The 15,118-nt window shown below is 47.9% G+C and carries 10 protein-coding genes; 2 read left to right on the forward strand and 8 right to left on the reverse strand.

Going from position 1 to position 15,118, the window contains the following annotated elements; all coding sequences use genetic code 11:
- Window positions 1–101 precede the first annotated feature (101 nt).
- A complete protein-coding gene (locus tag PG915_RS14335; RefSeq protein WP_353497131.1) occupies window positions 102–1,241 on the reverse strand; it encodes an arginase family protein in 1,140 nt (379 codons plus the stop codon).
- Window positions 1,242–1,368: 127 nt separating this feature from the next.
- Between PG915_RS14335 and PG915_RS14340 the strand changes: the two genes are divergently transcribed.
- Window positions 1,369–2,394 carry a helix-turn-helix transcriptional regulator gene (locus PG915_RS14340; protein WP_353497132.1) on the forward strand — a complete coding sequence of 342 codons (1,026 nt, stop codon included), beginning with the start codon at window positions 1,369–1,371 and terminating at the stop codon, window positions 2,392–2,394.
- Window positions 2,395–2,487: 93 nt separating this feature from the next.
- Here PG915_RS14340 and PG915_RS14345 read toward each other — a convergent pair whose 3' ends face one another.
- The 6 genes from PG915_RS14345 to rlmD all read right to left on the reverse strand — a co-directional run bounded on the left by PG915_RS14345 (window position 2,488) and on the right by rlmD (window position 11,697).
- The gene (locus PG915_RS14345) at window positions 2,488–3,663 is read right to left on the reverse strand and encodes an Ldh family oxidoreductase (protein WP_353497133.1); all 1,176 of its coding nucleotides are present in this window, start codon (window positions 3,661–3,663) and stop codon (window positions 2,488–2,490) included.
- A gap of 198 nt (window positions 3,664–3,861) precedes the next feature.
- Complete coding sequence (gene eno / locus PG915_RS14350; RefSeq protein WP_353497134.1) at window positions 3,862–5,163, reverse strand: phosphopyruvate hydratase; 1,302 nt, start codon at window positions 5,161–5,163, stop codon at window positions 3,862–3,864.
- 75 nt (window positions 5,164–5,238) lie between these two features.
- Window positions 5,239–6,879: a CTP synthase gene (locus PG915_RS14355; protein ID WP_353497135.1), complete on the reverse strand. Its 1,641-nt coding sequence runs from the start codon at window positions 6,877–6,879 to the stop codon at window positions 5,239–5,241.
- A gap of 162 nt (window positions 6,880–7,041) precedes the next feature.
- The gene (gene mazG / locus PG915_RS14360) at window positions 7,042–7,848 is read right to left on the reverse strand and encodes a nucleoside triphosphate pyrophosphohydrolase (RefSeq protein WP_353497136.1); all 807 of its coding nucleotides are present in this window, start codon (window positions 7,846–7,848) and stop codon (window positions 7,042–7,044) included.
- Between the two features lie 244 nt (window positions 7,849–8,092).
- Window positions 8,093–10,315, reverse strand: a complete 2,223-nt coding sequence (gene relA / locus PG915_RS14365) for a GTP diphosphokinase (protein ID WP_353497137.1) — start codon at window positions 10,313–10,315, stop codon at window positions 8,093–8,095.
- A 68-nt stretch (window positions 10,316–10,383) separates the two neighbouring features.
- On the reverse strand, window positions 10,384–11,697 hold the full coding sequence (rlmD, locus tag PG915_RS14370) for a 23S rRNA (uracil(1939)-C(5))-methyltransferase RlmD (protein WP_353497138.1): 1,314 nt from the start codon (window positions 11,695–11,697) through the stop codon (window positions 10,384–10,386).
- A gap of 196 nt (window positions 11,698–11,893) precedes the next feature.
- Here rlmD and barA point away from each other — a divergent pair, with 196 nt between their 5' ends.
- Window positions 11,894–14,707 (forward strand): two-component sensor histidine kinase BarA, encoded by a 2,814-nt coding sequence (gene barA, locus PG915_RS14375; RefSeq protein WP_353497139.1) that lies wholly within the window; start codon window positions 11,894–11,896, stop codon window positions 14,705–14,707.
- Window positions 14,708–14,727: 20 nt separating this feature from the next.
- On the opposite strand, the gene acpS is transcribed toward barA, so the two are convergent.
- Window positions 14,728–15,108 carry a holo-ACP synthase gene (gene acpS / locus PG915_RS14380; RefSeq protein WP_353497140.1) on the reverse strand — a complete coding sequence of 127 codons (381 nt, stop codon included), beginning with the start codon at window positions 15,106–15,108 and terminating at the stop codon, window positions 14,728–14,730.
- Window positions 15,109–15,118 lie beyond the last annotated feature (10 nt).

Below are 15,118 nucleotides of genomic sequence, written 5' to 3' on the forward strand. Positions count from 1 at the left end.
GTGTATCTGTGCAGACAGGAATCGGCTAAAGGCTTGGTGAACGTTGCGAAAAGATCCCTGCCTGCGCAGGGATGACGTCGACTTAGGCGTATCAGGTCTTTTTAGAACTCGATGTTACGACCGAAGTTCATTGGCCAGTTTGTTGGGTTCTTTTTGCCTTCACGGATGTGGCGACACTCTGCCAACCATGTCAGTAGTTCCCAACCGAATGCTGCTGTTAGTAGCGCATCTTTCTCGTCAGAGTTCTTCTGAGGAGCAAATTCAGCAATATCAGCACCGACTAGGTTGATACGCTTAGTCGCACGAAGCTTACGGAAGATATCGTAGTACATGCGCGCAGTCACACCGAATGGATCTGGGCTTGAGTTTGCACTGTGATCGAGAAGATCTAGGCCATCTAGGTCAAACGTTAGGTATACTGGACGACCATCGCCTTGCTTCTCAAGGATCTGCTCAACAATGTAGTCGATGCCTAGGTCGTAGATTTCATCCGCTAGGAAGAAGTTACCACCAATCGCTTTCGCCTTACCTTGCTGTGATGCACACCAGCGACCACGCATACCAAGACTGACACTGGTAGATGGATCCATTGCACCTTCTGATGCGAGACGGCAGTACCAGTTACCTGAGTATGACTCGTAGTCAAAATCTTTGCGAGTCAGTAGGTCAAAGTGACCGTCAATGTGGATTAGCGATACAGGGCCGTGAACTTTAGCCAGTGCCGCAGGACCTGGGTAAGCCACAGTGTGGTCACCACCAAAGAAGAATGGCGTGATACCGTGATTAATAACCATGTCATCAACAACTTCTTGCGCGGCACGCATTTCTTCATCTAGGTTGAATTGACCTAGGCCATCCCAGTTTCCGTAGTCGATGATGTTACACAGTTCGAACGGCATAGTGCCATCTTGGTGAATCATGCCCATACCCGTTTTTGATGCTTCACGGATAGCAGCAGGACCGAACTTGTGACCACCAGCGTTTGGTGAGCACTTATCCATGGTTAGACCGTACATTGCAATGTCAACGCCTTCGAAGCTGTTCACATATGGCGCACCAAATGCACCAACGTGCTGCTTACCTAGCAAACTAAATGCTTCAACGCCTTGCTCAGCCATGCGAGCTTGCATAGGAGCAATGTCTTCGTTGATGTAGAAATCCGCATCTGACTTGTTCCAGTAGATGTCTTGGTATAGGTCTAATTTCTCTTTCGCAATTTCAACACGTTTTGGCTTAAACATGGATAATTCCTCTAGTTATTGGAGTAACCGCTCAGGCGACTTCTCAAGATAGGGTTATTATAGTGGCTAAACTGGGATTTATTAATTACACTTCAGGACAGCAAAGTGACATTTCGGGACAACATCTGTGTATTCTTTGAACCACCAGCACTTTTTACAGGCGATTATTGGTCATTGGGAATCGATCGTACGCCAATCTCTAGGCCATGATTTCAACGCTCAGCAGATTTTACGTAAAGCCGACATCATGCGTATCAATCAAGGGCACTACCACCCAATCCAAGTCTCCCAGGTGCACCAACTGATCAATCTAACGGTAAACCAACTGCACATCGATGGACTGGGGCTGCGCATCGCAAAGCGACTCAAGCTACAAGATATGGGCGCCTGGGGCTATGCGATGATCAACTGTCAAAATATTAAGCAGTTGCTCGATACCGGGTTACAATTTTCGTTTGTGACCAAAGATTATGTGGATATTCATATTGGCTACGATAGCGAATGGGCTTACATCACCATTGTTGACCGCTCTGAAGGACGTTCTGCGCAGCACTATAATGTTGAAGAGTCTCTGTGCCACTACTACCTTGGACTCAAAAATTTTCTTGGCGACTTGTTCAAATCTCAATATGTTTTTGTCGATTTTTCCTACGAAGAGCCAAGTTACGCTCCATTGTATCGAGAGATATTTACCGACAACTTGAGTTTTAACGCCAACAACAATCAATTGCGCTTTCCCGTCAATTGGGTGCACCATGACATTACGCTACAACCCGCGATCATTGCTCATATCGCCACCGTGCAAAGCCAGCGACTCGACAATAGCCTCGACTCTCCGCTGAGCTACCAAATTCGCTTTAAACTACTCAGTCAAATGAAGTATGGCTTACCCACCATGGAAATGGTGGCAGACGACCTCAACATGACCTCTCGCACGCTTAGACGCAAACTCGAAGCGGAACACACCACCTTTAAGCAGCTGGTATTGGATACCCGAATGCAGCTTGCCAAAGAGTATTTGGCGAATTCCTCGCTGCCGATTGCTGAAATTGCAGAGCTACTCAACTACCACTCTGCACCACCCTTTTTTCGAGCGTTCAACAAGTTTGAGGGCTGTAGCCCAAAGCAATACAGACAGTCCGCCTCAAAATAACCCTACCAATCTCACTAAGCCAGTAACAGTTGGTTACAAGCAAAAACCCAGTCCAAAGGACTGGGCTTAAAATCATGTGCGTATGATTTTCAATTATTTACGGATAGTTTCCGCAGCGCGCTCAGCGCCAACTTTCGCTTCCCACTTCGCGTTTAGCTCTTCGATTGAAGTGCCAGAACGCTCTAGGAAAGACTTGAAACCGTCCCAGTGAGCGTCCATTACTTGGTGCTCATCAGTTGCGTTTGCTAGTGCTTTTAGGCCCCACTCGTCTGGGATGTAAACATTGTCAAAGCCAGCGCGTGGACGGTTTTCTTTGATTGCTTTAACGAACATGTCGCTCTTACGCTTCACTTCTTCGATTGGGCCGAAGTGGCTTGGGTCGATAACTAGGATGTAAGAACCACCTACTGGACATGGCGCATCTTCCATAGTGAAGAAATCACTTGGTACTGCTGGAAGCTCAGGAGCAATCTTACCTTTCGGGTTGATGATTGCTGTCATTACTTCGTTCCAGATGTTTAGCGAGTAAAGACGTGGCGTTAGGAACGTCCATGGTGCTTTACAGTCAGCAACACGGCCGTAACCTTCAATTAGAGAACCCCATTTACGCGCGTCAGCCGTTAGCTCACCAGTATCTTGGTCAACTAGAGCTGCAACGTGTAGGTCGCGGTCATTTACGATAGCATCACAGATGTGAGAGTCGTAACCTTCACCGATCATGATAGACGTTACTAGAGGTAGCTCTTCACCGCCTACTAGTGCAGCATCGAACGGAGGGCAAGACATTGCTGGATCCATACCGCCGAATGGTGCGTTTAGAGGTACAGAGTTGTTTGAAGACATTGCGAACATGCCTTCTTTCATTGCCATCTGTGTGTAGTTAGAGAAGTTACCGCCGTCACAGTGGTCGTAACCAAATACGATAGAGATACCGTGCTTGCGAGCTTTCTCGATAGCTGTTTGTGCCATTAGAGTACAAACATAGTGACCAGAAGACTTCTTACCGTTGTAAACTGCCCAAGTATCGCCTTCAGACTCGATTTCCGGCGTAGTAGATGGATCTAGGATACCAGCTTCGTAAGGGATCGTAACCGCTTCGATTACACCAAGACCTTGGTGTAGTTTACCTTGCAGGCCACCTACTAGTAGGTTGTGCGCTAGGATATCTGCGTGAGTTTGGTCAGCACCGATGTGCTTCCAAGATTCAGAAACGATGAATGAGAAATACTCGTTGTTAAACGTAGTAGTAGGGCTGGTCACTTTAGCCATGATCTTTTCCTCTAGTAAGTAGGGATACGTTTTATTGAACTGTTATCACTTTAGCGCATCTGAGCTAATTCATAAGTAACATACTGGATACTGTTACTCCACCGTTACCCATTTTAGTTAACCTACTCACAAAAATCAGGTACAAAAAAAGCCGCTCTTTTCAGAGCGGCTTCATTAAATAGTCTTAAAAATCAGCGATTAAGCTTGACCTTTAACTTCTTTAAGACCGTTGTAAGGTGCTTTTTCACCTAGAGCTTCTTCGATACGAATTAGCTGGTTGTACTTAGCAACACGGTCAGAACGGCTCATAGAACCAGTCTTGATTTGACCTGCAGCTGTACCTACCGCTAGGTCAGCGATAGTTGCATCTTCAGTTTCGCCAGAACGGTGAGAGATTACAGCTGTGTAACCTGCGTCTTTAGCCATCTTGATAGCAGCTAGAGTCTCAGTTAGAGAACCGATTTGGTTGAACTTGATAAGGATAGAGTTAGCTACGCCTTTCTCGATACCTTCAGCAAGGATCTTAGTGTTAGTAACGAATAGGTCGTCACCTACTAGTTGAAGCTTGTCACCTAGTAGTTCAGTTTGGTGCTTGAAGCCATCCCAGTCAGACTCGTCTAGACCGTCTTCGATAGAAACGATTGGGAAGTTGTTCGCTAGCTCAGCTAGGTAGTGGTTAAACTCTTCAGAAGAGAAAGTTTTACCTTCGCCTTTCATGTTGTAGATGCCAGCTTCTTTGTCGAAGAACTCAGATGCTGCACAGTCCATAGCTAGAGTCACGTCTTTACCTAGTTCGTAACCAGCAGCTGCAACAGCTTCTGCGATAACTTCTAGAGCTTCAGCGTTAGACTTAAGGTTAGGAGCGAAACCACCTTCGTCGCCAACTGCAGTGCTGTAGCCTTTAGACTTAAGAACTTTAGCTAGGTTGTGGAATACTTCAGCACCTACACGTAGACCTTCTTTAAGAGTCTTAGCACCAACTGGTTGGATCATGAACTCTTGGATGTCAACGTTGTTGTCTGCGTGCTCACCACCGTTGATGATGTTCATCATTGGTAGAGGCATAGAGAACTGACCAGCAGTACCGTTTAGTTCAGCGATGTGCTCGAACAAAGGCATGCCTTTAGCCGCTGCAGCCGCTTTAGCGTTTGCTAGAGAAACAGCTAGGATAGCGTTCGCGCCGAACTTAGACTTGTTTTCAGTACCGTCTAGGTCGATCATTACTTGGTCAACGTCAGCTTGAGCTTTAGCGTCTTTACCAACTAGAGCTTCAGCGATTGCACCGTTCACAGCTTCAACAGCTTTAAGAACACCTTTACCTAGGAAACGTGCTTTGTCGCCGTCACGTAGCTCAAGAGCTTCGCGAGAACCAGTAGATGCGCCAGATGGAGCCGCAGCCATACCTACGAAACCGCCTTCTAGGTGAACTTCAGCTTCAACAGTTGGGTTACCACGTGAGTCGATGATTTCACGACCTAGAACTTTAACGATCTTAGACATTAATGTTTCCTCTCATTAAATATAAATGTCAAATTTAGGGCAGCCGCACAACCTTCGCTGCCGCCCGTATCCTTTTTACTTTTCTTCAGTACCGCGCTGGTATTCACCTGCTGCCTTAACAAAGCCAGAGAATAGTGGGTGACCATCGCGTGGTGTTGAAGTGAATTCTGGGTGGAACTGCGCAGCAACAAACCATGGGTGTGCTGGGTTCTCGATCACTTCAACCAGTTTCTTGTCTGCTGATAGACCAGAAACTTTTAGACCTGCTTTTTCAATCTGAGGACGAAGTACATTGTTGACTTCATAGCGGTGACGGTGACGCTCGTGGATCTTCGCATTGCCGTATAGTTCGTACGCTTTCGTTCCTTTTTCAAGGTGACATAGCTGGGAACCTAGACGCATTGTACCGCCAAGATCAGAGGTTTCAGTACGTTCTTCAACTTTACCTTCACCATCAACCCACTCTGTGATCAAGCCTACCACAGGGTATTTCGTCTCTTTGTTAAATTCTGTTGAATGTGCGCCTTCCATACCCGCTACGTTACGAGCGTATTCAATAAGCGCAACTTGCATCCCTAGACAGATACCTAGATAAGGTACTTTGTTCTCACGAGCGTATTTCGCAGCAAGGATCTTACCTTCAATACCGCGGTCACCGAAGCCACCTGGAACAAGAATAGCGTCTAGACCTGCTAGTGCTTCTTCGCCTTTGCTCTCAACATCTTGTGAGTCAACGTACTTGATCTTCACGTTCAGACGGTTCTTAAGACCCGCGTGCTTAAGCGCTTCGTTTACCGATTTGTACGCATCTGGAAGCTCAATGTACTTACCAACCATACCAATAACAACGTCTGCTGTTGGGTTCGCTTCTTCGTAGATAACCTGTTCCCACTCAGATAGGTCTGCTTCTGGAGCGGTGATACCAAAGCGAGTACAAACAAGATCGTCAAGACCTTGTGCTTTAATCAACTGAGGGATCTTGTAGATAGAATCTACGTCCTTCATTGAGATTACCGCTTTCTCTTGTACGTTACAGAACAGAGCAATCTTCTTACGCTCGTTTGCAGGGATCGCACGATCACTACGACAAACAAGAATATCTGGTTGGATACCGATAGATAGAAGCTCTTTCACCGAGTGTTGCGTTGGCTTAGTTTTCACTTCGCCTGCAGCCGCTAGGTAAGGAACTAGAGTCAGGTGCATGAACATTGCACGCTCACGACCAAGCTCAACCGCTAGCTGACGGATTGCTTCCATAAATGGTAGAGATTCGATATCACCAACTGTGCCACCAACTTCAACGATCGCAACGTCGTGGCCTTCAGAGCCAGCAATGACACGATCTTTAATAGCGTTTGTGATGTGTGGGATAACCTGAATAGTCGCACCTAGGTAGTCACCACGACGCTCTTTACGTAGAACGTCAGCGTAAACACGACCAGCAGTAAAGTTGTTGCGTTTTGTCATCTTGGTACGGATGAAACGCTCGTAGTGACCAAGGTCCAGGTCAGTTTCAGCGCCATCTTCCGTGACAAACACTTCACCGTGCTGAGTTGGGCTCATTGTGCCCGGATCAACGTTGATGTAAGGGTCAAGCTTCATCATGGTCACTTTAAGACCACGTGCTTCTAAAATTGCTGCAAGAGATGCTGCTGCAATACCTTTACCTAGAGAGGATACTACCCCGCCAGTAACAAAAATATAATTTGTCGTCATGTTTAACCTGAAGTTGGTTGAATGAGGGAAAATGGATTTCTTCTGGACGGGATGCAAATATACCAGAAGCCCATTACCGCCACAACGTGAAACTTATCACATTCAAAATTTTTATTTTTTGCTTCAAATCAATAGTAGAAACGTACACCAGTGAGAAGCCGTTCACAAATCCGAGCAGTTTTCTTGTTTTTTTACATCATTCCAAAACGCATCCAGCTCTTGAAGACTAAAGTCTGTCAGTAACTTACCTTCACCCGCAGCACGCGTTTCTACACCCTTAAATCGGCGAGAAAATTTGTCGTTGGCTTTTCTTAGCGCCACTTCAGGATCTTTCTTCAAATGGCGCGCAAGATTCACTACTGCAAACAAAAGATCGCCCACTTCTTCTTCCAGTTTATCTTCGTTTACATCGACTTGAATCGCTTCTTCAACGACTTCTTCAATCTCCTCTTGAACCTTCTCGACCACCGGCCCAAGTGCATCCCAATCGAAGCCAAATTTTGCGCAACGTTTCTGTATTTTGTTGGCTTTAGAAAGCGCAGGAAGCGACTGTGGTATTGAGTCTAGAATACTTTGCGCGGTTTTGCCTAGTTGCGCTTTTTCCTTCTGTTTCTCAACCTCCCAGTTGGCATTGATCGCCGCTTCATCTTCAAACTCAACGTCAGAAAAAACGTGCGGGTGGCGGCGTGTGAGCTTCTCGTTAAGCCCTTCTACTACCTCATTAAAATCAAACAAGCCCTGCTCTTTGGCCATCTGACTGTAGAAGATGACTTGGAAAAGTAAGTCGCCCAACTCTTCTTTTAGGTTCGGCCAATCTTTGTTGTGAATCGCATCGACAACCTCAAAGGTTTCTTCGATGGTGTGAGGAACAATGGTTTCGAAGGTTTGTTTTCTGTCCCATGGGCAGCCTTTTTCTTCATCGCGGAGCTGCGCCATGATGGTGAGGAGTTGGTCTATAGGTTGGGTCATGTTAAGTTCCTGGTTACGACAAGGGCGAGTGTGGTAGCACTCGCCCTTGGTTGTGTTTTTTTGGTTGGGAGCGCGTGGTTTTTTACCCCTCCCAGCCTCCCCTTATTAAGGGGAGGAGCATACTGGCTCGCTGCGCATCGCCTTACAAAATACGATGCGACGCTAGGAGCTAGTATAGGTTCTCCCCCTTAATAAGGGGGAGCTAGAGGGGGTAAAATCGCCAAGCTTAAAATAGTACGCTAAACTACCCCAACCGCTTCACATTCATCACATCTTTAATCTGCTCAATACGCTTAGTCACGCGCGACAACACCTCAATATTGTTCACTTCCAGATCAAAGTCCATGATAGATAGCTGACGCTTGTAATCACTGCGGCTCTTCATGCTGGTCACCTTGATCTTTTCGTTGGTCAACAAAGCGGTGATGTCTTTAAGTAGACCACCACGCTCCATCGCCTCAACACGAATTGTCAAAATGTATGAACCAACAAACCCGTTACCCCAAACCGTATCGATAATACGCTCTGGCGCGTGGTGGCTGAGCTCTTCTAACTGCTCACAGTCGGCGCGGTGCACTGAGATGCCGCGTCCTTGGGTAATGTAGCCTTTTATCTGATCACCTGGAATTGGCTGACAGCAGCGCGCTAAGTGAGTCATAAGGTTATCAACCCCCTCCACCACTACCGCATCTTTATGCGGGCGACTTTGCGCTGGCGCTTTGTTTTCTGACTCTTGCAGCTTCTCAAGCGCTTGCTGATCTTCTTCTTCCGCGGTTGGCTTGTTTACCAAGGCGTTGATGTGGTTGATGATCTGGTTGATACGCAGATCGCCACTGCCGATACCTACATACAGCTCATCCGCAGAGTTTACGTTGAAGCGCTTCAGGGCGTATTGCTCAGCGTCTTTAAGTGTAGCTCCGATCTTGGCCAGTTCAGCCTCAAGGATCTCACGACCCGCTTCGAGATTCTTCTCGCGGCTTTGCTTTCTAAACCACGCATTGATCTTCGCGCGCGCTCGACCAGAGTGTACAAAACCCGTTGACGGATTGAGCCAGTCACGAGATGGGTTAGGTTCTTTCGCCGTGATGATTTCAACCTGATCACCCATTGCTAGCTTGTGGGTAAACGGAACAATACGTCCAGCTACCTTAGCGCCAATGCATCGGTGTCCCACTTCAGAGTGAATGTGGTAGGCAAAATCAAGCGGTGTCGCGCCCATTGGTAGGTCGACCACATCACCGCGTGGAGTAAATGCATAGACGCGATCATCAAACACCTGACTACGAAGCTCATCAAGCATCTCGCCAGAGTCTGACATTTCCTCTTGCCAGTCGAGTAACTTACGCAGCCAAGTGATCTTCTCATCGTATCCGCTGCGGCCACTACTGCCGCCTTCCTTGTACTTCCAGTGCGCAGCAACACCCAACTCGGAGTCTTCGTGCATCTGCTTAGTGCGGATTTGGATTTCAATGGTTTTACCTTCTGGCCCCAAGATCACAGTATGAATCGATTGGTAACCATTCGGTTTTGGGTTGGCGACGTAATCGTCGAACTCACTAGGTAAGTGTTTATATTTGGTATGCACGACGCCCAGTGCCGCGTAGCAGTCTTGCAAACGCTCGGCGATGATTCGCACCGCACGCACGTCAAACAGCTCATCAAAATCCAGACTCTTCTTCTGCATCTTACGCCAGATGCTGTAGATGTGCTTTGGACGACCACTCACTTCTGCAAGGATACTAGAGGCTTGCATCTCACTGGTGAGGTCATCAACAAAGTCTTTGATGTATTGCTCACGGACGATACGACGCTCGGAAAGCTGCTTGGCAATTTGTTTGTAGGTATCTGGCTGCTGGTAGCGGAAGGCGTAGTCTTCGATTTCCCATTTGAGCTGACCGATACCCAGACGGTTAGCGAGTGGTGCGTAAATGTTGGCACACTCTTTTGCGGCCGCACGGCGCACGTCATCTGACTCATCTTTCACTTCACGTAGGTTACAGATACGCTCCGCAAGCTTAATCACCACGCAGCGGAAGTCGTCTACCATCGCAAGTAGCATGCGACGTACATTATCGACCTGTCCCGACGCCTCAGAGTCTTCAAGGGTGACATTGAGCTGACCGATGGCGGCCATTTCTTCAACGCCGTCGATCAGTTTGATGATTTCTTTACCGTAGTTTTCTTCTAGTAGCTCACGATCGTAAAGGCCACTAGAGACGACTGGATAGAGCTGTGCTGCCACCAACGTGGCTTTATCCATAGACAGGGTAATGAGGATTTCATTCATCTCTCTCCCGCGCCACAACAGCAAGGCCCCTTGCTCACTATCGGCAACGATTTCCTCACACTGACGGTAAACGTCTTTCAATCTTTTTGAGGTGTTTTTATCTTGCTTAAGTGACGCAATCCAATTATCCAAATTGAACTGCTCTTCTGGGTTCAAATGCGCGCTTCTTACCGCAACCATTTCTTTTTCTTCCTAGTTTATTGGTTCGCTAACCTATCCCAGTTAGCGTTATTACTATGACATCTGCATTATTTTTCAAACAACGCCATCGACTCAAGATGACTGGTATGAGGGAACATATCCATCATACCCAAACGAGTCAATGTATAGCCTTGTTCGAGTAGGCTCTGACTGTCTCTCGCAAGGGTAGCAGGATTGCAAGAAACATAAAGGACACGTGTCGCACCTAATGCGGAAACTTGGTCCACCACACCGCTCGCACCCGCTCTCGCTGGGTCTAACAAAATCTTATCAAACTGCTGGGATGCCCAAGGCTGCTGCGACAGCTCTTGTTCCAAATTCGCCTGATAAAATTCGACATTCGAAAGGCCATTAAGTTTCGCGTTGTCCGCCGCCCAATCGACCATGTCTTGTACCCCTTCAACACCAACCACATGGGCGCTTTGCTTAGCAAGCGGCAAGGTAAAATTGCCGAGGCCACAGAACAGGTCTAGTACGCGTTCGGTTGACTCTGGTGCTAGCCATTCAAGCGCTTGAGCCACCATACGCGCATTAATCGCTTGGTTAACTTGAATAAAGTGCGATGGCAAAAATGGCAGCTTCACGCCGACTTCGCCATAAAACGGCTGCTCGCCGACGACTCTATCGAGCTGATTTGCTTCTGGCATAAGGTAGAGCGTCACGCCGGCTTGCTCTGCAAATGCTTTCAAACGCGCTTGGTCTTTACCAGTCAAAGGCTTGGTATGACGAATTACCGCAACCGGCTCAGCGTCACCAAGCACAAGTTCAAGGTGTCCCAAAGTCGCTGGCTGCTTGAAGTCAGCAAAAATACTACGTAGCTGAGGGATCAAAGCATTGAGCTTGTCATCAAGCACAGGGCAATGGTCGACATCGACAATCTGATTGCTCTGCTTACGGCGAAAGCCCATCACTAGACCGCGCTGCTTCTCGAGGTGGATACTAAGCCTTGCTCGGCGGCGATAACCTAGCCCTTCGCCAGTAATGGATGGGGATAAATCCAGCGTTTGGCCGGCAAACTTTGTCATCAACTGCGACAATACGCGCTCTTTGTTGGTAATTTGTGCTTCGCGCTCTAAGTGCTGTTGATTACAACCGCCACACTCATTGTAGTGCGGGCAAAATGGTTCAACACGCTGCTCAGCGGGCTTGAGTATTTTGATGAGATTCGCTTTAGCAAATTTGGCTTTGCTTTCGGTCAGCTGCACCAACACCTTCTCATCCGCAAGCGCGCCCTCAACAAACACTGGTTTGTTGTTGAGGTAGCCGATACCGGCACCGTGGTGATCCATGCGTTCAATTTGCACTTCTTGGTGCTTTTTGGAGAAAGAGGTTTTCTTTGTTGGTTTAAAAAAACGTGCCATGACCAATTCCAAGGCAAAGCATTAATGCTTTGCGCCTATAAAATATTGTTAGAGTTTCACTATTCTGGGTCTGAATGATTGTCGAACAGCGCTGCTTTGATTAAGCTTACGTCATCTTGAGGATGCAATACTGGGTATTGTCCCATATCCCCCCATCAGATGACACTCTGTTGGTAAATAATGATGTCGAATTAACATGACCAGATACGGCCTTCGCGCTCGCGTAATCACATTAACCTTGGCACCGACCCTTATCATCGGTCTTCTTCTTAGTGCCTTTTTCTCATATAACCGTTATCACGACCTTGAGTCACAGGTACTTAATGCTGGTTCAAGTATTATTGAACCGCTAGCGATTGCCAGTGAGCAGGGGCTTGTGAATCAAAACCGAGAGTCGGTCAGACGCCTGATTAGTTACGCGCACCGTAAAAACTCCAAGTTTGTCCGCAGTATCGCCGTCTTCGACGCTTCTCATGAGCTGTTTGTTACCTCCAACTTTCATCCAAATTTCGACACGCTGACGTTTCCCAAGGACAAACCCATCCCGTTTCTTAGCTCCTCTGAGTTTGGCGACAACACCTTAATTCTCAGAGCTCCTGTGATTGCAGAGAGTCAGCTCGCGACCGATGCCCGAGAGCTAACCCCCACAAGTCAAATGCTTGGCTACGTGGCGATTGAGCTTGACCTATCCTCGCTGCGATTGCAGCAGTATCAGGAGGTCTTCTCGGCCATCTTGGTTTTGGTGCTAGGGCTTATTCTGTCCGGCATCTTTGCCTATCGTTTGATGTATGACGTCACTCGCCCTATCTCACACATGAAAAACATGGTGGATCGCATCCGCCGAGGTCATCTGGATGTGCGTATTGAAGGCAAAATGCACGGTGAACTCGACTCGCTAAAAAATGGTATCAACGCCATGGCAGTATCACTGTCTGAATACCACGTGGAGATGCAGCACAGTATCGACCAAGCCACCTCAGACCTTCGTGAGACGCTTGAGCAGCTTGAAATCCAGAACGTGGAACTCGACATCGCTAAAAAGCGCGCTCAAGAAGCTGCTCGGGTGAAATCTGAGTTCTTGGCCAACATGTCTCACGAGCTACGTACACCGCTCAACGGCGTGATTGGCTTTACCCGTCAGATGCTAAAAACTCAACTCACCAACAGCCAGACTGATTACCTACAGACTATCGAAAAATCGGCCAACAACCTGCTCAACATCATCAACGATATTCTCGACTTCTCGAAGCTTGAAGCGGGTAAACTGGCGCTAGAAAACATCCCATTTGAGTTCCAAGACAGCTTAGATGAAGTGGTTGCTCTGCAAGCCACCAGCGCCCACGAAAAAGGCCTTGAGCTGACGTTGAAAGTGGATCCGAAAATCCCAAGCGGCCTAGTCGGCGACCCGCTGCGTATTCAACAGATCTTAACTAACCTAGTTGGCAACTCGATTAAGTTTACCGAGCGCGGCAATATCGACATTTCGGTGGAGCTAAAAAGCAGTAAAGAGGATCGTGTCGAGCTGCAATTTATGGTTCGCGATACCGGTATCGGCATCTCCGAACGCCAGCAAGCGCAGCTGTTCCAAGCGTTTAGTCAAGCCGATGCAAGTATCTCAAGACGTTATGGCGGCACCGGTCTTGGTCTGGTTATTACCCAGAAATTAGTTGGTCAAATGGGCGGTGATATTAGCCTCACCAGTCGCCTGCACCAAGGCTCTACATTCTGGTTTACCGTGAAACTCAGCTCAACCGACATTCCAATGCTCGACCCTATCGACCCTGCAGTTATCCATAACAAGCGACTACTGCTGGTAGAGCCGAACATGCAAGCAGCGTCGGTGCTGCAACAAACGCTTACCAACGAAGGCGTGATGGTCACCTACCGCTCTACATTGCCAGAGCGTGTCGAGTCGTTCGATTACATTATTGTTTGCTTACCGACCAATGAAGAAGTGCCGCTCGCAGTCATTGAAGAGTGGATCACACGCTGCAAACAATCGACGTCAAACATCATCATAGGTACGGCTAGCACCCAGTTGGCACTGTCAGATTACCTGATGCAAACGCACCAAGTGCAATGTTTGACTAAACCCCTGTCACGCAAAAAGCTGCTGCAATCGTTAGTCGATAAACAGCCTGCTCAGCTAGCGCCTGCAGTCGAGGTGATTTCAACAGAAAAACGCAGCCTCAACGTCATGGCTGTAGACGATAACCCAGCAAACCTTAAGCTTATCACTGCGCTGCTCTCTGAGCGCGTCGAAACCGTGGTGTCTTGCACGAGAGGTCAGGCTGCAGTGCAAAAAGCGCAAGAACAGCACTTTGATATCGTGTTCATGGATATTCAGATGCCGCAAATGGATGGCGTGACGGCTTGTAAGCTCATTAAAGAGACTCAGCAAAACGCAGCCACACCTGTGGTTGCGGTAACGGCTCACGCAATGAGTGGTGAACGTGACCGCCTACTTTCAGAAGGCATGGACGACTATCTCACCAAGCCGATTGATGAAACTATGCTACTTCAGGTACTCAACAAATGGGTGCCTGTGCGCCCAGCAGAGCCGGAAGCCTGCTTAGACTTTGTCGCCCCTACCGATGTTAGCGCTGCGGCTGAAGCCACACCTATCGTGGTGGAAAAGCCAACATCACAAGTCATTGACTGGAATGCAGCGCTTAAACAAGCAGCCAATAAAGAAGACCTCGCCATCGATATGCTACAAATGTTGGTCGACTTTATCCCTGAGGTGGGTGAGCTTGCCGACAACATACTCGACAATGGCTTTGACGACGTGGATCAAGTGATCCACCTAATCCATAAGCTGCATGGCAGCTGCTCATACTGCGGTGTACCACGACTCAAATCCATCTGTGCGACGATAGAGAAAGCCCTGCGTGCGGGGGACAGTCTGGAAGACATTGAGCCTGAACTGTTTGAACTGCAAGATGAGATGGAGAAGGTGTTGAAAAGTTCTGAGTTATATCTGAAGGGAAAAGAAGAGTCGGGATCTTAGATTCCAACGCCTAGATCGTTCTAGCTTTCTAATATAACCGTTGCAACAGCGTAGTGTCGCTCATCAGAAATAGAGAGGTGGTTAGAGACCACCCCCATAGAAGCCGCAATCTGTGCGGCTTTTTTATTGAGCGTTAGGATGGGCTTGCCGTGCTCATCGTTGGACACTTCAAAGTCGTGAAATGTCACCCCATGGGCAATACCGGTACCGAGCGCCTTAGAGGCGGCTTCTTTGACAGCAAAGCGCTTCGCTAGAAAGCGCCCTTGTTGCTTTAGATTTTGGAACTGAATCAGTTCATTGTCAGTCAAGATACGCTTAGCAAACGCCTCACCCGTTCGTGATAACGCCTTTTCTACACGCTCGATTTCCGCAATGTCTGTTCCAAGCCCTAAGATTGCCACTCAATATAGC

The organism is Vibrio sp. CB1-14, from assembly GCF_040412085.2.
Classification (GTDB): Bacteria; Pseudomonadota; Gammaproteobacteria; order Enterobacterales; family Vibrionaceae; genus Vibrio; species Vibrio chaetopteri.